The following is a 17,227-nucleotide window of genomic DNA, read 5'->3' as shown; positions in this document are numbered from 1 at the left end:
TTCATTTGACGGCTTTGATGGATTTCGGCTGTGGAGAGCCGATATGCCTCGCCTGCCTGACGCGGTTGCGGCCGGAGCGCTTGGCGTCGTAGAGAGCGGAATCGGCGTCTCGCATGGCTCCTGCAAGATCGCCTCCCGGCGCAAGTTCCGCCACGCCGAAACTCGCAGTCACGGCAAAGGAGGACGGGAGCGCGCTGACCGTTATTCCCATCGTTCCGCCCCGGAGCGCCTGCGCAAACAGCGTCGCCATGTCGAGCGTCGTACTGGGGATGAAGATCGCGAACTCCTCGCCGCCGATGCGGCCGACCACGGCATTCTTGGCGGCGCTTGTCTGCAACAAATCGCTGAAGGCCTGGATCACCAGATCACCACCGTGATGGCCGTAGGTGTCGTTGATGCGCTTGAAATGGTCGAGATCGCAGATGATCACCGCGTGCCCGGCCTTCGGCGCCAGCGCCATCGCCGCCTTGACGCCGTTCTCGAAGCCGCGGCGATTGGCAAGACCAGAAAGCGCGTCCTTCTCCGAATTGCTGCGCTCGTCCGCCATGATCTCCAGGACCAGAACCGACAGCAGCGTCAATCCGACCGCGACCATCAGCACGGCAGTCGAGCTTTGTGAGATCAGCGCGTAATTGGTGCCGATATAATCCTTGGCGGTCGTGCCCGCCCCCGCGATCACGGCAAGGCTCGCCTTTGCGAAAAAATGCAGGCCGGTCGCCAGCAGCAGATAACCAAGCGCCCGGTCGATCGCCAGCCGGCGGGTCGATGAAAAGATGGCCGCCGCACTCGAAAGGAGCGCCAAGGCAAACGGTGTCTGGTAGGAAAAGGCATGTGCGGCGGTTCCCCGCGGCAGGTCGTAGATCAGCAGGTCGAGGCAGATGCCCGCCGCCAGGAAACAGCCCGCCCAGACGGGCGCGACCTTCCGGCCGTAGAGAGTACCGATACCGACCCTGAGCAAGGTCATGCCGCAGAGCACCGATGCGAAGGCGCAGATTGCCCAGAATTTCGTGAGATACGCATAGGCGACCAGCAACTCACAGACTGACGAGAGCGAGGCGATGGTAAAAGCGGCGGCAAACCAGAGCGCAGCCGTCCGCGAGCGGCTGCGCGTGGAAACCACAACAAAAACCGCACCGAAACACATGGCGATGATAAAATTCACCGCGAGGAAAAAGGCAGCCCCGTTCATCAGCCCATCAATGCAGGAGACCTGCACACCACCCGGTTATCGCGTCCCGGGCCGGATGTTAAAAGCCCATGGAACAAGAAACCGTTAATGCATAACCTGTCCTTCTTGCATCTGCTATTGCGTCCCGCGGAAATTGCAAGGTTCCCTGTTGGCCGCCGCCCATTCGTCGCGCTGATCACACCCAACATCACTTTTGAAGTGATTACCGGCAAAAACAGTGCTAGAGGCGCGGCCACATATCCCAAAACCCCACCCTGCCAGAGTTAGATCATGTCCAGGTTCAAGTCCGATTTCCTCCGCACGCTCGACGAGCGCGGTTTCATCCACCAGGTTTCCGACGAGACCGGGCTCGACGAACTGTTTTCGAAGGAAATCGTCACCGGCTATATCGGTTTCGACCCAACGGCGCCGAGCCTGCACGCCGGCAGCCTGATCCAGATCATGATGCTGCACTGGATGCAGCAGACCGGCCACCGGCCGATTTCGCTGATGGGCGGCGGCACCGGCATGGTCGGCGATCCTTCGTTCAAGGACGAAGCGCGCCAACTGATGACTGTCGACACGATCGAAGGCAACATCGCCTCGATAAAGCGCGTCTTCGCGAACTACCTCGCTTATGGCGAAGGTCCGAAGGACGCACTGATGATCAACAATGCCGACTGGCTGCGCAGCCTCAACTACCTCGAGTTCCTGCGCGACGTCGGCCGGCACTTCTCTGTCAACCGGATGCTGTCGTTCGAGAGCGTCAAGACGCGCCTCGATCGTGAGCAGTCACTATCCTTCCTGGAATTCAACTACATGATCCTCCAGGCCTATGACTTCGTGGAACTCGCCAAGCGGACCGGCTGCCGGCTGCAGATGGGCGGTTCGGATCAGTGGGGGAATATCGTCAACGGTATCGACCTCGGTCACCGCATGGGGACGCAGCAGCTTTTTGCGCTGACTTCGCCGCTCCTGACGACGTCCTCCGGTGCCAAGATGGGCAAATCGGCGACGGGCGCCATCTGGCTCAACCCGGACATGCTGTCGGCCTACGATTTCTGGCAGTACTGGCGCAATACCGAGGACGCCGACGTCCCCCGCTTCCTGAAGCTTTACACGACGCTGCCGATGGACGAGATTGCCAGGCTTTCAGCGCTCGGCGGCTCGGAGATCAACGAGGTCAAGAAGATCCTCGCAACCGAGATCACGGCCATCCTGCACGGTCGCACAGCTGCGGAAGAAGCAGCGGAGACCGCCCGCAAGACGTTCGAGGAAGGCGGGCTTTCCGAAAACCTGCCGTCGGTCGAGGTTCCCACTGCCGATCTCGAAGCCGGGATCGGGCTCCTGTCGCTGATCGTGCGCGCCGGCCTTGCCGGTTCGAACGGCGAAGCGCGCCGTCACGTCCAGGGCGGCGGCGTGCGCATCAACGACCAGGCCGTCAGCGACGAACGTATGACCATCGGCACCGGCGAGATCACCGGCGACGGCGTGATCAAGCTCTCACTCGGCAAGAAGAAGCACATCCTGGTGCGCCCGGCCTGAGCCGAGCGTCTCGATAGCGAGTTGAAACGGGCCGCTTTCGCGGCCCTTTTTATTGAAATTCAAAGATTTGGCGGAAGATGCCGGGCGCGATCAGCGACAGCGGGTTCACGGTCAGCCTCGGTTTCTCGAACGGGCCTTCGAGCTTGAAGGTAATGCCGAGCAGGCCGCGATCGCGGCCGTTGCCGAGAATGGCGCCGATCAGCGGCAGCTCACCGAACAGGCGGTTCAGGCCGTAGGCCGGCATGAACGTCCCGGTCATCTCCATATTGCCCTTGGCATCGCGCACCAGGCCCTGGAAAGTCGCACCGATCTGTTCGCCGCGCACGACGCCGTTTTCTATGGCAAACGAGCCGTTCCGATAAAGCAGGCTTGCAAAGCCGCGCTGGAATTTGGCCGAATTGACATCGATGTTCTTTTTCGTGGCCGTGTTCAGGCTGCGGCCCTCCTGGTCCGGAGTCGCAACGAGAGACTGGAGTTTGGCCTCGTTGACCAGCGCGAAATTGCGCAGATCGATGGCACCGGTCCACGCATCGCCTTGCGCCTTCAAGCGCAGGTTCAGGAGGCCGCCGCGCATGTTGTCGTAGAGGTTCATGAAGCGGATGATCGCGCCGGCATCGCCGCTGGTGATGGAAATCGTGTCGCCCGCATTCATCTCGCTGACGACCGCCTGTCCGCTTTCCGTCGAGCCGGAAAAATCCGCCGCCGAAATATTGCCGCTACGGCTTGAAAACAGGAACGACACATTCGAGAGCGTCTGGTCATTGAACCCGATCATGCGATCGAGCTTACCTCGCACGGTGGCGTTGCTCGTATCGTCGCCACCGCGCTTGCCGCCGCTACCGCTCTTTCCGCCTGCCCGGATCTTGGTGACGACGGGCCGCATATCGACGACGGAGCCGCTGATCGAGACGTCGAAATTGCCCTTGGTGCGTTTGACGCTCACCGCATAATTGTCGGACGGCGAGAGCTGCATATGCGAGAAGTCCGCCGACGTCAGGCTGCCGCCATTGAGCGCGAAGCTGCCGCGCGCGCCAAACCCGTCGCCGGAGAGTTCGAAATTGCGGATATCGGAACGTTCTCCGGTGTCGGACAATTCGAATTGCGCTTTGGCCGGAATGCCGCCGCCCTTGGTCCAGCCGAGCCACGGGATGGAAAGCGTTGCCCGGCTGAGATCGAGCGCGACAGATTGGCGAGTTTCGTCGATCCGCGTCAACTGAGCCGTCACCGGCCCGTCGATCACGTCGGAGAGACCCGGCGCGAGTTTTTCCCGCTGATCGTTATTGAGGACGGTCTTGACGATCCGCTCGCGCTTGACCGAAGAAGTCGGCCCGACTGGTTCGACCAGTGTGATATCGGCCGGCACATCATCGATCGTCCCCTTGGCGACAAGCCGTGCCGCCAGGTTGTCGATGTCGAGCGTGCCATCCAGACTGCCGATCTTGCGGCCGGAAAACTGCGGGCCGAGATCGATGTCGTCCAGATCGATATGGGCACTCCAGGTCGGTTTCGGCGGATTGTGCGCCAAGATTAGCCCCATATGGGCCTTGAGGTCGACGCGCGCGTGACCGGAAAAATCCTCCGGCTTGAACTCAGTCCCCTTCAACGCATTGATCGGCCGGAAATTCGCAAGCTCCGTCATCGCATCGGCCGGCCCCGCAATCTTGAGCGAAAGGTCCGCCATCAGGGGCTTTACATAGGTCGAGGGGATCGAGAACCGGCCGCCTTCAACGGCGACGAACCGACCGGATGGAAAGAAGGAAGATGCGCGTGCGATATCGACCTGCATCACCTCGCCCTTCAAGTCGAAACGACCATCGATGTCGCGTAGCGGAGGCACGTCGCCCGGCAGGTTGATCCGGGTATTGGCGAGATCAAAACCGATCTGCAGCTCGTTCTTGTCGAGCTCCATCGGAATGCCCGGCCCCTTCATCCGGCCGGCCGGAATGAAGACGGCGATCGAGCCATTGGTGATGGTGCCGCCGAACATGTTGTCCATGACCCAATCGCGCGGCTTGCGGGCCATCCAGAACGGCCAGAGCTGCTTGACGCCGGTCACTTCCATATGCGGCAGCTGCGCCCCGAAACTGATCTCGGGAGACTGGTTGCCGAACCGCACTTTGAGAGATCCGGCCATGCGGCCGAGAGGGCTGGAAACCGCCATCTCATCGAACTGAAGCGCGCGATCTGCCGACAGGTATCGCCCATTCGCCTTGAGATCGAAGCGGGCGGGCTGCTCGCTTGCCGAGGCGCCGACGGCTGTTGCGCCGCTGATCAGAACATCGAGGCCGAACCCTGGACGCTTGTCGTCCGGATTGAGCCGGCTGAGATCGATCACCGCGCCGGTGAACGGCAGGATTGTCGGCCCGAAACGGACCTCGGATTTCAGCAGCTCGATCGAGTTCTTCGCGAAATCATAGGCCACGTTGATATTGGCACCGCTCAAAATCTGCTGGATACCATCGAAGTAAAAATGGCCAGGAGACTGGCGAAGCGTCGCGGTGATGGCCGGCTTTGCAGCCTCACGTGAGCGAACCGCCGAAAGATCGAGATCGAGGGAGCCTTCGATCCCCTCGCGCGGCTGACCATCCTCGGTTCGCTGCAGCATAAAAGATGTCACCTCGAGGCCCGTCAGCTTGGCCGAGAGCGACGACGTAACCCCTTCGATGGTCTTCGACGCTGCGATGAGGACGGCTTTGCGGCCGTTGAGGCTGATCGCGCCGTTGATCACCACCTCGCCTTCGGCGCTGCGTGTCAGTTCGAGATCGTCGACGACCAGCGTGATCGGCTTGCGTCCGGGCGCTGCCGGCAAGAGGATCTCTATTCCGGCGATGCTGACGGAGCCGGTCCCGGTTCGCTCGATGAGCGCTTTGGCTTCGTCGAGACGCTGGAAAATCTCCTCCAGCAGAGCCGGCATGGCATCGACGCGGACTTCCGAGATCGGTAATGGATCGCCGGAAGGCAATTGAGCCGTGTCGAGACGGATATGTTCCGCCTCCATGTGCTTGATGGACACGCGGCCGCCGAGAAGCGCCAGCGGATCGACGGCCATGCGCATGGCGCCGGCACGGCTCAGATGTTCGCCGGTCGCCCGTTCGACGATATCGACGTCACGCGCTTCCAGCGCAAGGCGTAACCTCGAATCGAAACGGATGGCGGTCGAGCCGACGGAAGCGACGTAACGTGGACCGATGGCATTGTTGATGGCGCTCTGAGCACGCGACGAAAGCGTGCTGTCGACCATGCCGCCCTCGATCGCGAAAACGGCGCTGCCGACCGCAATAAACACCAGCAGGACGAAAAACAGCACCGTCTTGCCGACTCGTTTGCCTCGCCGGCTCGGCGGCGGGCAGTGCACGATAATCGGATCCTCGACCTGTGCGGAGGGTAATTCATGCAGCGGAATGATTTCTTTCCGACTGAAACTGACCCTTTCTCCGCGAATTTCCGATACCAAGTTGAGGACTCATCTTTCTGCATTCGTCGTCGGGCCGGGCGCGACCGCTCTGGACGTCGCTCGGGCGACTATATACCGATTGTGGCGAATATCATCCACGATACCGGCGAAAGAAAGGAAATCCATGGCCGATTTGACCATTGGCGACATTGCACCGGACTTCGACCTTCCGCGCGACGGCGGCGGCTCCGTTTCCCTCAAGGCGTTCGCGGGCAAACCGGTCGTCCTCTATTTCTATCCCAAAGACGACACCGAAGCTTGCACCAAGGAGGCGATCTCGTTCACGGGTCTCTTGCCGGAATTCGAAAAGGCGGGCGCGTCGGTCATCGGCGTGTCGCCCGACAGCGTCAAGAAGCATGACAAGTTCGCCAAGAAGCATGACCTTTCGATCATCCTGGCGGCTGACGAAGACACTGCCCTTGCCAATCTTTACGCCGTCTGGAAGGAGAAGAGCATGTATGGCCGGACCTATATGGGCGTGGAACGCACGACCTTCCTGATCGGCGCGGACGGGCGCATCGCCCGGATCTGGTCGAAGGTGAAGGTAAAAGGCCATGCCGAGGAGGTGCTTGAAAGCCTCAAGGCGCTATAGGCAGGAGACAAATCGATGTCGGGCGAGTTTTCGATCACGTCGCTGAGGGGCGGCGCAACGGCGGCAATCCTGTCGGCCGACCTCAATATCAAAACGCGGCTGGCGCAGGAGACCGCCACCCGGTGGTTCGAGCGGCGGCTGTCGCTCCGCTCTCCACTCGACGCCCCCCTCCCCGAACGTCCCGGCCGGCCGGCAAAGCCCGAGCTGGTGCCGCCGAAGGCGGTCGGCAAACGCTCATTGCATACCGTCAACGGCCGTATCGCAACGCTGCATGCGATCGCCCATATCGAGCTCAACGCCGTCGATCTGGCGCTCGATATCGTCGCCCGGTTTGCGACCGAGCCGGTGCCGAATTCCTTTTTTGACGGCTGGATGCAGGTGGCTTTCGAAGAGGCGAAACACTTTCGCATGGTGCGGGCCCGGCTGAACGAGATGAGTGCCGACTATGGCGACATGCCAGCCCATGACGGGCTGTGGCAGGCGGCCCATTCCACGCGCAACGACCTTACCGCCCGCCTTGCCGTCGTGCCGCTCATTCTCGAGGCGCGCGGTCTCGACGTGACACCATCCCTGCAGGCGAAGATGCGCGAGACCGGCGATCTCGAAAGCGCGGCCATCCTCGACGTCATCTACAACGATGAAAAGGGCCACGTGGCGATCGGCGCAAAATGGTTCCGCTTTCTCTGCGCCCGCGAGCGCAAGGATCCGGCAGCGACGTTCCAGCAGCTGGTGCGCGCCAATTTCCGCGGATCGCTGAAAGCGCCGTTCAACGATATCGCCCGGGCCGAAGCGGGCCTGACGCCGTCATTCTACAGGTCGCTAACCTCCACCAGCTACGCCTGAACGCCTCGATTAAAGCGTTCGTTAACCATATCCATGTGTAATCCCGACAATAGGAACAGCGGCCGAACGAGTCGCATCTCCGGGAGATCCGCGTGGCGAAGGGAACCGAAAGCCGGGTGTTTGGGAAACGGGCGCCTCAGCACGTTCTCATTTTCGCCAGCGGTGAGAAGATCCGCCACATGACCATCCGGCCCTGGATGGCCGCGTTGACCTTCTGTTTTCTCGGCGTTTTCGCAATCGGCTATCTTGGCGCCACCTCCTATCTGGTGATCCGTGACGACCTGATCGGCGCGACCATGGCGCGCCAGGCCCGCATGCAATACGATTACGAAGATCGGATCGCGGCGCTGCGCGCCCAGCTCGACCGGATCACCTCGCGCCAGCTCCTCGACCAGCAGGTGGTCGAGCAAAAGGTCGAGAAGCTGCTGGAACAGCAGAACGCCCTGTTTTCGCGCCACGGCAAGCTGGGTTCTCTTTTGAACCGCGCCGAGGAATCCGGCCTCACGACACCGGAAACAGCGATGCCGGCCATGCTCCAGCCACCGGCCCAGGAACGCCAGGCTTCGCTTTCCGGCGGCAGCGGCGGCGTCCAGGCAATTGAGAAGCTGCTCTCCGGCAAGACTTCCGCCACCCCGCTCCAGGCGCCAACCGCGCTCGGTTATGCGCCTCTGCGCGAAAACATCGCCGACCGCGCCGACCGGGTTTTCTCCAAGGTGACGCTGTCCCTGAAGAACATCGAGAAGGAGCAGCTTGCCAAGATCGCTGATCTGACCACCGGCGCTTCGGAAACCGCAGACGCTATCGCCGCGATCCTGAAGCGGACCGGCGTCGAGGTGGCATCCGCAGACAACGGTACTGAAGATGCCACGGACGGCGTTGGGGGCCCCTATGTCGCGCCGCAGACCAATATCGGCGCCTTCGATGCCTCGCTCGACGAGCTCGATGCGGCGCTCAGCCGGCTGGAAAGCGTGCGCGAGACGGCGCGCGACCTGCCCTTCGGCAATCCCGCCCCCGGCCGGCCGGTCACCAGCCGCTACGGCAACCGCATAGATCCTTTCCTCGGCCGGATGGCGCTGCATGCCGGTATCGATTTCCAGGCCTCCACCGGAGACGACGTAAAAAGTACCGGCTCCGGCAAGGTAATCTCGGCGGGAGCTGCCAGCGGTTACGGCAACATGGTCGAGATCGACCATGGCCAGGGCATCACCACCCGCTACGGTCACATGTCGAAAATCCTGGTGAAGGAAGGCGACGAGGTTGCCGCCGGAGAGGTGATCGGCAGGGCAGGCTCGACCGGCCGTTCCACCGGCCCGCATGTCCATTACGAGGTCCGCCGAGACGGCAATCCGATCGACCCCGTGCACTTCCTCAATGCCGGCATGAAGCTCACCACCTACCTCAATTGAGGGACGCGCCTAGGCAGAAGGCAATTGTTTGCCTATATAAACGGTAGCCGGCTTGCTCAGCGAGCGTTTTCATTCACCAATCCTATCGCCAATCGCCCTGCATTCCTTGACTTTTGGACATTTTGGTCCTATGTCGCGGCCAGTTGTCGGCCAGCATGCGTCGACTCCCATAGTGTTCGCATAGAACCGGAACGGAAACAGAATTCCCTTTGACCACATTTGCTGATCTTGGCCTGAGCCAGAAAGTCCTCTCCGCTGTCACCGACGCGGGTTATACGATCCCCACGCCGATCCAGGCAGGGGCAATCCCGCATGCTCTGCAGCGCCGCGATATCTGCGGCATCGCACAGACCGGCACGGGCAAGACGGCCTCCTTCGTTCTCCCGATGCTGACGCTTCTGGAAAAGGGCCGAGCTCGCGCTCGCATGCCGCGGACGCTGATCCTCGAGCCGACCCGCGAACTCGCCGCCCAGGTCGCCGAAAATTTTGAGAAATACGGCAAGAACCACAAGCTCAACGTCGCGTTGCTGATCGGCGGCGTGTCCTTCGACGACCAGGACCGTAAGCTGGAACGGGGCGCCGACGTGCTGATCTGCACCCCCGGCCGCCTGCTCGACCACTGCGAGCGCGGCAAGTTGCTGATGACCGGTGTCGAAATTCTCGTCATCGACGAGGCCGACCGCATGCTCGACATGGGCTTCATTCCGGATATCGAGCGGATCGCCAAGATGATCCCCTTCACCCGGCAGACGCTGTTCTTCTCGGCCACCATGCCGCCGGAAATTCAGAAGCTCGCCGACCGCTTCCTGCAGAACCCGGAACGGATCGAGGTCGCCAAGCCTTCCACCACCGCCAAGACCGTGACGCAGCGCCTCGTCGCCTCGCACAACAAGGATTACGAGAAGCGCGCAGTGCTGCGCGAGCTCATCAAGGCGCAGGACGATCTCAAGAACGCGATCATCTTCTGCAATCGCAAGGTCGATGTGGCGGACCTTTTCCGTTCGCTCGAGCGGCATGGCTTCTCGGTCGGCGCTCTGCATGGCGACATGGACCAGCGTTCCCGCACGACGATGCTGCAGAATTTCCGCGACGGCAATATCCAGCTGCTGGTCGCCTCCGACGTTGCCGCACGCGGCCTTGACCTGCCCGATGTCGGCCATGTCTTCAACTTCGACGTGCCGATCCATGCGGAGGACTATGTCCACCGCATCGGCCGCACCGGACGCGCCGGCCGCTCGGGCCGCGCGTTTACCCTCGTTACCCGCTCCGACACCAAATATCTCGCTGCCATCGAGAACCTCATCAATGAGAAGATCGAATGGCTGAATGGCGACATTTCGGCACTTCCCGCGCCGATGGAAAGCCATGAGAGCGAACGCGGTGGCCGCAAGGGTCGCGATCGTGATAAGGACCGCGGCCGCGGCAGACGAAGCGATTCGGGACGTGCTGATTCCGTGCGCGGCGATTCGAGTCACAAGGCTGACACGAAGAGCCAGGATAATCAGATTGAAGCAGTCGAAGAGGCATTTGTGGAAGCTAGGGTGGAAAACGTGAAACCGGAACGCAAGGCAGACAGGAAGCCGCAGAACAATGGCGGCAACCGCAATTCGCGGCCGACACCTGCACCGGCACCCGCAAACGATGACAATCGCGAGCGTCGTCAGCGTTACCACCGCGATCACGACGACGGCCCGACCCCCGTCGGCTTCGGCGACGATATTCCGGCTTTCATGCTGATCGTTGCAAACGGCGGCAAGGCTTAACACTTCCGTGCTCACGCCCGGCGTTGATTTCCCTGGCGTCGGCGCCGGGCTTGTGATCCTGCGCGACGACGGCAAGGTTCTGCTTTGCCGTCGTCTGAAGGCGCCGGAAGCGGGTTTCTGGAACATCGTCGGAGGCAAGGTCGATCCGATGGAGCCTTCCTCGCAAGCCGCCCGCCGCGAAGCGGAAGAAGAAACCGGTCTGAAAATCGGCAAGGTTGAGCTTCTTTGTACCGCCGAAGAGATCATCGAAGCCGATCGGCAGCACTGGGTTTCGCTGATCTACATCACCCGCGACTTTACGGGCGAGCCTTCGCTCACGGAGCCAGATAAACTGTCGGACATCGGCTGGTTCGATCCTCATAACCCGCCTCAGCCGCTTTCGGCCTTTTCTGCCAGGGCCTTTTCATATCTCCCAAAATAAGTGCAAACGAAAACCGCTCCGGAGAACCGAAGCGGTCGACTTGATGAAATCATTTTGACAGAATTTCCGGATGCAAGCTTACCGAGAGATTCGGCGGCCGACGTCCCTCAATATGAGGTGGACGGTATGTGCTTCGGACCCTGTCGAGCAAGATGCGAAATCTAGCACTCGGAATCGAAGTTCAGGATTTGGAGTTCGCTCGCACGGCGGCTTCGAAAGCCAGCCGCACCCATTTGCGCATCTCGTCGGGATCGTCGAAGGCTTCTTCAGGCACCGACCAATAAGGCATCAGCACGGTTTTCCCCTTCTTTCCCTCATAAAACCATTGCTTGGCACCGGCGCCTTCGAATTCCGGTGCACTCACCGCATCGGCTTTCAGCATGATCTCGCCGCGCAGGTCGATCGCAACGATCAAACCATCGTGATAGATGCCCTTGCCGCCGAACATGCGGCGGATCGAGACCGGGCCGAGCCCCTCGAACATTTCCTCGATGTCGGGATTGTCCATTCGCTTACCTTTTCAAAATCCCGCCGGCGGCTGTTACCGCTTCGGGCGTATCGACGTCCAGATGCGCGGCAGGGCCGATATCCACATCGACCACCGAAAGTCCTGAATTCTCGATGATCGCACGAGCGCCGACATCGCCTTGCAGCCGCAATACGGCATCATAGGCTACTCGCGGCAGAATGATCGGGTTGCCACGTTTTCCGTCCGACACCGAACGGACCACGACACCGCCGCCGGCTTCCCGGAAGGCGGCGATCAGCATGTTCAGATGCTCCGTCGTGACGCCCGGCATGTCGGCCAGCATGACCAGAATGCCGTCTTTCTGCGCCAGTTCCGGACTTGAGAAACCGGCCACCAGCGAACTTGCCATGCCGGAGGCATAGTCCGGATTGAAGTGGGAACCGATCTCGAGGCCGGACAACGCCGTCTCGATCTCGTCGCGCCGATGACCGGTTACGGCGATGACAGGTGAAGCCTGCGACGCCAACAGTATCCCGGCGGTACGGCGGACGAGCGGAATGCCCTCGAATTCGGCGAGCAGCTTGTGCGGCCCGTCCTTGCCCATGCGCCGTGCCTGGCCGGCCGCGAGCATCAGGGCGCCGACCGAAAGGCTCGCTGCCTTTTCCGACGTGGCGTCGCGCGGGCGCGGGCGGGTTGGGATCTCCATCAACAGCCCCCCGACGCCCATGCCGGTGATATCGAAGGAGGTCGGCGTTTCGCCGGCCATCAGCCGGTTCAGCACCCAGTCGAAACCGTTTTCCTTCGGCGAGCGGGCGCAGCCCGGCGCACCCAGCACCGGAACATTGCCGATCCGCCCAAGAACGAGAAGATTGCCGGGGTCGACGGGCATGCCGACCTGATCTACCTCTCCGCCCGCGCGGCGGATGGCGGCGGGAATGACATCGTCAGGATCGGCCACCGCCGAGGCGCCGAAGACGATAATCATAGCCGGCTCATTAATTTCCTCCGGCCGAAGCTGTTGAAGAACCTCGGTAAGGCGTTCAGCAGAATGGGGAATGCGGATTTCTTTTATTAGCCGGCTACCGGATGAAGCAAGCCTCTGCTCCAGCAGCTTGGCGGTCCGATTCATGACCGACACTTTCAGCGAAGGAAGCTCGGTCGCGATCAGGGTCACCGCGCGGGGACTGAAGGCTTTCACCTCGAAGGCGACCGATTCTGCCAGTAATCTCACGGCTTCCGCGACCTTTGTCCCACCGACGGCAAGCGGAATGATCTTCACCGTCGCCACCATGTCGCCGGCGCGCACCGCCACATGATCGGCAAGGCAGGCGAGGGTGATCGCCGGATCGATGCGGTTCAGCGCGTCAACCACCCTCTTGTCGGCGACAAAAAGGCCATCCACCTTGGCATAGATGTTGACGCGGCCGGTGGTCGCCTCCGAGAAACGGAGATTGTCCGGCGCGATCGCATCGGCAATCGCCTGGGCCGCGTCATCCTCCAGCATGTCGCCCGGATCAAGCTGCACTGCGACGACGGATCTGATGCCTTCTACCGAAAGCCGGGCGATGTCCTCCCGCGACAGCATGTGCCCTTTCGAGATGCGGCCGGCCGGCAGTCTGATACTGTGCGCAAGCACTACGCCTTCCGCATCGTCGAGTTCGAACGTCCCGTATCTCATGGCGTCACCCGGCAGTGACGAGATCACGTCGGCGAAACGCCTGGACGATCTGGGCAAGCGTGGCGAGCGCGATCTCCGCGGGGCTCGCGGCACCGATGTCGAGGCCGATCGGCGCGGCGATGCGACCGATCTCGTTGTCGCTGCGGCCCATTTCCTTCAGCCGCTCGACCCGCTTCGCATGGGTTTTCCGGCTGCCGAGCGCGCCGACGTAAAAGCACCCGACCCGCAGCGCTTCGGAGAGCGGGAAATCGTCGATCTTCGGATCATGGGTAACGGCCGCCAGTGCGGTATAGGCGTCGAGCGGGCGGTCCTTCAACACGTCTTCAGGCCAGTCGGCGATCAGATCGACGCCCTCGAAACGTTCTTCGGTCGCAAAAGCCGTGCGCGGATCGATGATCGTCAGGTCGTATCCGGCGACCGGGGCCAGCCGCGCGAGTGCCTGGCTGATATGCACGGCGCCGATCACCACGATGCGCGGCGGCGGCAGGTGAACATTGAGGAACAGCGACTGTCCTTCGATCTCCGCCGTTCCTGCCTTGCCGCTGCGAAATGCCTTGGCTATCTCTTCGCCGAACGGGCCGGAGGTGGCTTCGCCTTCGAGGATGACCCGAACCTCATCGCTGGCGAGATCGGTTACGACAACGGCAGCCCTGCGGGAACGCCGGGCGGCGTTGAGCTCTATCAGTGCTTCGAGCTGCATCAGCCGAGCCTTTCCACATAAACCCGGATCCTGCCGCCGCAGGACAGGCCGACCCGCCAGGCCGTCTCGTCGGCAACGCCGAATTCAAGCATTTTCGGGGCGCCGCTCTCGATGACGTCGATCGCCTCTGTGATGACAGCGCCTTCGACGCAGCCGCCGGAGACGGAGCCTTCGAAATTGCCTTCGCCGTCGATGACGAGATGGCTGCCTGTCGGGCGCGGCGCGGAGCCCCAGGTCTCGATCACAGTTGCGATCGCCACGTCGCGGCCGGCCTGCTTCCAGCTCTCGGCGGTCAGCAAGGGGTCCAGAATTTCGGAAACAGTCATGCGACCCTCCTCATGTTCAAATAGCGCCGCGGGTCCGCGGTCTTTGCATGGTCATCCGACAATGCCGTCGCCAAATCGGCAAGCGAGCGCAGATTATGGACGGCACGAAACTCGTCCACATGCGGCAGCATGGCGCGCACGCCACGCGCCCGTGCCTCGAAACCATCGAAACGCAACAGCGGGTTCAACCAGATCAGACGGCGGCAGGAGCGGTGCAGCCTGTCCATTTCCTGCGCCAGTTCCTCGACACCCTCCCGCTCGAGGCCATCGGTGATCAACAGCACGACAGCGCCCTGCCCGAGCACGCGACGCGACCAGAGCCGGTTGAATTCGGCAAGCGTCGCGCCGATCCGCGTGCCGCCCGACCAGTCGCGCACCGCGTCCGTGCAGCCCGACAGCGCCTCGTCCGGATCGCGGCGGCGCATCTGGCGGGTGACGTTGGTCAGCCGCGTGCCGAACAGGAAGGTGTGCACCCGGGTTCGCTTTTCGGTCAGAGCATGCAGAAAATGCAGAAAGATTCGGGTGTACTGGCTCATCGAACCGGAGATATCGGCAAGCACCACGAGTGGTGGCGGCGCGGTCTTGCGCTCGCGAAACCGTGGCAGAATAAGATCGCCGCCGCTCTTCATCGCCTGGCGCATGGTGGCGCGCGGGTCGATCCTGGGCGGATGATTGAACGACCGGAAGCGGCGTGTCGCCACCTTGTCCAGCGGCAGAGCGAGCTTGACCAGTTCACGCCGCGCCTCCGCCAGTTCGGCCGCGCTCATCTGGGCGAAATCCATCCGCTTGAGGATTTCGCCGGCGGAGGTCGTGAAGCGCGAGTCGACTTCGACCTCCGGCGGCTTCTTGCGGTTCGGGGTCTCCGGCTGGTCGGCGGTCAGCGCCTCGCTGACGCGGGTGGCGCCGGCCTTCTGCTTTTCCCTTTCGCGATTGTCGGCAGCCTTCGGCGACATCATCGCGATCATCTTGCCGACCAGATCGCGAGAGCGCCAGAACAGGCGAAACGCTTCGTCGAAGACCGGCTGATCCTCGTGGCGCTTGACGAAGACGGCCGACAGCGCCGCATGGAACTCTTCGCGCGAACCGATGCCGATCGCGTCGACCGCAGCAATCGCGTCGGCGGCAGCGGCCGGCCCGGTCTTCAGCCCGGCGCGCCGCAGGACGCGGGAGAAATAGACGAGGTTGTCTGCAAGCCGGCCATCGCCGGGCCTTGCCGCGTCAAAGCCTCCAGCGCCGGCCGGAACCGGAGGCGTGATCATACCGTCTTCGCTGAAACCAGCCGCCATGATCCCTATCCCGCTGCCAGAAGTTCGGCCTTCACTTCGGAAAGCACCCGTTCGCCCTCTCCGCCTTTGATGCGGGCGATATCGTCCTGATATTTCAAGAGCGTGCCGAGCGTATCGGCAATCGTTTCCGGATCGAGGGCGATTCGGTCAAGTTCGGTTAGCGCCGTCGCCCAGTCGATGGTTTCGGCGACGCCCGGGTTCTTGAAGAGATCGACTGTCCGCAGCCTCTGCACATAGGCGACCACCTGCCGCGACAGGGTTTCCGAGCATTGCGGCACCTTGCGGCGGATGATCTCCAGTTCCTGTGCCGCATCCGGATAATCGACCCAGTGATACAGACAGCGTCGCTTCAGCGCGTCATGGATTTCGCGTGTACGGTTGGTGGTAATGATGACGATCGGCGGCTCCTCGGCCTTGATCGTGCCAAGTTCGGGGATCGTCACCTGGAAGTCGGACAGCACTTCCAGGAGGAAGGCTTCGAAGGCTTCGTCGGTGCGGTCGAGCTCGTCGATCAGAAAGACCGGCGCCGGACCACCCGGCTGGCCAAGCGCCTGCAGCACCGGCCGGCGGATCAGGTGGCGTTCGGAAAACAGGTCCGCCTCGATGCGCGAGCGATCCTTGACGCCCGATGCTTCTGAAAGCCGGATGTCCAGCATCTGGGCAGGATAGTTCCATTCGTAGACTGCCGAGGAGATATCCAGGCCTTCGTAACACTGCAGCCGGATCAGCGGCCGGTTCAGAGCCTTGGCGAGCGTCTTGGCGATCTCGGTCTTGCCGACCCCTGCCTCACCTTCGAGGAAAAGCGGGCGTTTCATTTTCAGTGCCAGGAAAATCACCGTGCCGAGCGAGCGCCCGGCAAGATAATCCTCGGCGCCTAAAAGCGCGATCGTTTCGTCGATCGAGGTCGGCAGAGCGCTTTTTGTTCCGTCAGGCATGACTACACCCTTTCAAACGGCATCCTATAATGTGCGAAAGCCGCGATCCAGATAGATGAGCGAGGGGTTCGCCTCGCCGAAATGCATGGCCCTCACTTCGCCGAACATGACAAAATGGGTCGAAACCCGCTTGATGTCGGTCAAACGGCAATCGAAGCTGACGACGGCATCGGCAAGAACCGGGGCGCCGGTCACCAGTGTCTTCCAATCTCCGAGCGCGAACCGCTCGTCCGCCGGAACGCCGCTCAAGCCCGCAAATGCCGTCGCCAGCGCCTGATGATGCGCCGCCAGCGAATTCAAAGCAAAGATGCCGCTCTCTTCGAAAACGGCATTGTTGACATTGCTGCCGTTCAGGCAGACGAGCACGGTCGGCGGATTGTCCGAGACCGAACACGCTGCCGTCACCGTCACGCCGCGCCTGACGCCTTCGAATTCCGTCGTCACAACTTGGACGTGGCCAGCATACCGCGCCATGCCGTTTCGGTAGTGGACGGGATCGAGGAGAGGCTGGTCCGTCAAAGGCATCTCTTGAAAGGCATCCAGGGACTGCCGTCAGTCCTGCATTACTCTTCGAGATATGGTGGCAAAAACTCTTGATGTCCACCGGACTTGCGGCTTTTTGCTTGCAAAAGCCGATTCTC

Annotated in this window: 15 protein-coding genes; 6 read left to right on the top strand and 9 right to left on the bottom strand. The window is 61.8% G+C overall.

What is annotated here, in order from left to right; genetic code table 11:
• Position 1 precedes the first annotated feature (1 nt).
• A complete protein-coding gene (locus AC1DLT_RS17310) occupies positions 2 to 1,189 on the bottom strand; it encodes a GGDEF domain-containing protein (RefSeq protein WP_477487537.1) in 1,188 nt (395 codons plus the stop codon).
• A gap of 270 nt (positions 1,190 to 1,459) precedes the next feature.
• Here AC1DLT_RS17310 and tyrS point away from each other — a divergent pair, with 270 nt between their 5' ends.
• Positions 1,460 to 2,713, top strand: a complete 1,254-nt coding sequence (tyrS, locus tag AC1DLT_RS17305) for a tyrosine--tRNA ligase (protein WP_477487536.1) — start codon at positions 1,460 to 1,462, stop codon at positions 2,711 to 2,713.
• Between the two features lie 49 nt (positions 2,714 to 2,762).
• On the opposite strand, the gene AC1DLT_RS17300 is transcribed toward tyrS, so the two are convergent.
• Positions 2,763 to 6,020: a hypothetical protein gene (locus AC1DLT_RS17300; RefSeq protein WP_477487535.1), complete on the bottom strand. Its 3,258-nt coding sequence runs from the start codon at positions 6,018 to 6,020 to the stop codon at positions 2,763 to 2,765.
• Positions 6,021 to 6,291: 271 nt separating this feature from the next.
• Between AC1DLT_RS17300 and AC1DLT_RS17295 the strand changes: the two genes are divergently transcribed.
• The 5 genes from AC1DLT_RS17295 to AC1DLT_RS17275 all read left to right on the top strand — a co-directional run bounded on the left by AC1DLT_RS17295 (position 6,292) and on the right by AC1DLT_RS17275 (position 11,192).
• Positions 6,292 to 6,759: a peroxiredoxin gene (locus tag AC1DLT_RS17295; RefSeq protein ID WP_038542918.1), complete on the top strand. Its 468-nt coding sequence runs from the start codon at positions 6,292 to 6,294 to the stop codon at positions 6,757 to 6,759.
• A 15-nt stretch (positions 6,760 to 6,774) separates the two neighbouring features.
• The gene (locus AC1DLT_RS17290; RefSeq protein ID WP_038542916.1) at positions 6,775 to 7,602 is read left to right on the top strand and encodes a ferritin-like domain-containing protein; all 828 of its coding nucleotides are present in this window, start codon (positions 6,775 to 6,777) and stop codon (positions 7,600 to 7,602) included.
• A gap of 92 nt (positions 7,603 to 7,694) precedes the next feature.
• Entirely contained in the window at positions 7,695 to 9,008 is a 1,314-nt protein-coding gene (locus AC1DLT_RS17285) for a M23 family metallopeptidase (protein ID WP_038542914.1), read from the top strand.
• A 209-nt stretch (positions 9,009 to 9,217) separates the two neighbouring features.
• Positions 9,218 to 10,771, top strand: coding sequence for a DEAD/DEAH box helicase (locus AC1DLT_RS17280; protein ID WP_038542912.1), 1,554 nt, complete (start codon positions 9,218 to 9,220; stop codon positions 10,769 to 10,771).
• Between the two features lie 7 nt (positions 10,772 to 10,778).
• The gene (locus AC1DLT_RS17275) at positions 10,779 to 11,192 is read left to right on the top strand and encodes an NUDIX domain-containing protein (protein ID WP_477487534.1); all 414 of its coding nucleotides are present in this window, start codon (positions 10,779 to 10,781) and stop codon (positions 11,190 to 11,192) included.
• A 181-nt stretch (positions 11,193 to 11,373) separates the two neighbouring features.
• Here AC1DLT_RS17275 and AC1DLT_RS17270 read toward each other — a convergent pair whose 3' ends face one another.
• The 7 genes from AC1DLT_RS17270 to AC1DLT_RS17240 are packed head-to-tail and all read right to left on the bottom strand — an operon-like array spanning position 11,374 to position 17,111.
• Positions 11,374 to 11,700 (bottom strand): TfoX/Sxy family protein, encoded by a 327-nt coding sequence (locus AC1DLT_RS17270; RefSeq protein ID WP_247138181.1) that lies wholly within the window; start codon positions 11,698 to 11,700, stop codon positions 11,374 to 11,376.
• Positions 11,701 to 11,704: 4 nt separating this feature from the next.
• Positions 11,705 to 13,339, bottom strand: coding sequence for an NTP transferase domain-containing protein (locus AC1DLT_RS17265; RefSeq protein WP_477487533.1), 1,635 nt, complete (start codon positions 13,337 to 13,339; stop codon positions 11,705 to 11,707).
• A gap of 4 nt (positions 13,340 to 13,343) precedes the next feature.
• Positions 13,344 to 14,039, bottom strand: coding sequence for an XdhC family protein (locus tag AC1DLT_RS17260; RefSeq protein WP_477487532.1), 696 nt, complete (start codon positions 14,037 to 14,039; stop codon positions 13,344 to 13,346).
• Positions 14,039 to 14,365: an XdhC family protein gene (locus tag AC1DLT_RS17255; RefSeq protein WP_105440564.1), complete on the bottom strand. Its 327-nt coding sequence runs from the start codon at positions 14,363 to 14,365 to the stop codon at positions 14,039 to 14,041. The genes AC1DLT_RS17260 and AC1DLT_RS17255 overlap by 1 nt, the downstream gene beginning before the upstream one ends.
• Positions 14,362 to 15,624 (bottom strand): vWA domain-containing protein, encoded by a 1,263-nt coding sequence (locus AC1DLT_RS17250; protein WP_477487702.1) that lies wholly within the window; start codon positions 15,622 to 15,624, stop codon positions 14,362 to 14,364. Before AC1DLT_RS17250 ends, AC1DLT_RS17255 begins: the two co-directional genes overlap by 4 nt.
• A 32-nt stretch (positions 15,625 to 15,656) precedes the next feature.
• On the bottom strand, positions 15,657 to 16,586 hold the full coding sequence (locus AC1DLT_RS17245; RefSeq protein WP_477487531.1) for an AAA family ATPase: 930 nt from the start codon (positions 16,584 to 16,586) through the stop codon (positions 15,657 to 15,659).
• Between the two features lie 24 nt (positions 16,587 to 16,610).
• Positions 16,611 to 17,111, bottom strand: a complete 501-nt coding sequence (locus AC1DLT_RS17240; protein ID WP_477487530.1) for a flavin reductase — start codon at positions 17,109 to 17,111, stop codon at positions 16,611 to 16,613.
• Between the last annotated feature and the right edge of the window lie 116 nt (positions 17,112 to 17,227).

Source organism: Neorhizobium sp. 05N33, assembly GCF_056397445.1.
Note: the sequence above shows the minus strand (reverse complement) of the source record. Positions and strands in the feature narration are given on the sequence as shown.

Coding starts and splice junctions, on each gene's coding strand:
- AC1DLT_RS17310 (WP_477487537.1), bottom strand. CDS start 1,189: ATGAACGGGGCTGCCTTTTTCCTCGCGGTGAATTTTATCATCGCCATG.
- tyrS (WP_477487536.1), top strand. CDS start 1,460: ATGTCCAGGTTCAAGTCCGATTTCCTCCGCACGCTCGACGAGCGCGGT.
- AC1DLT_RS17295 (WP_038542918.1), top strand. CDS start 6,292: ATGGCCGATTTGACCATTGGCGACATTGCACCGGACTTCGACCTTCCG.
- AC1DLT_RS17290 (WP_038542916.1), top strand. CDS start 6,775: ATGTCGGGCGAGTTTTCGATCACGTCGCTGAGGGGCGGCGCAACGGCG.
- AC1DLT_RS17270 (WP_247138181.1), bottom strand. CDS start 11,700: ATGGACAATCCCGACATCGAGGAAATGTTCGAGGGGCTCGGCCCGGTC.
- AC1DLT_RS17265 (WP_477487533.1), bottom strand. CDS start 13,339: ATGAGATACGGGACGTTCGAACTCGACGATGCGGAAGGCGTAGTGCTT.
- AC1DLT_RS17260 (WP_477487532.1), bottom strand. CDS start 14,039: ATGCAGCTCGAAGCACTGATAGAGCTCAACGCCGCCCGGCGTTCCCGC.
- AC1DLT_RS17255 (WP_105440564.1), bottom strand. CDS start 14,365: ATGACTGTTTCCGAAATTCTGGACCCCTTGCTGACCGCCGAGAGCTGG.
- AC1DLT_RS17250 (WP_477487702.1), bottom strand. CDS start 15,624: ATGATCACGCCTCCGGTTCCGGCCGGCGCTGGAGGCTTTGACGCGGCA.
- AC1DLT_RS17245 (WP_477487531.1), bottom strand. CDS start 16,586: ATGCCTGACGGAACAAAAAGCGCTCTGCCGACCTCGATCGACGAAACG.
- AC1DLT_RS17240 (WP_477487530.1), bottom strand. CDS start 17,111: ATGCCTTTGACGGACCAGCCTCTCCTCGATCCCGTCCACTACCGAAAC.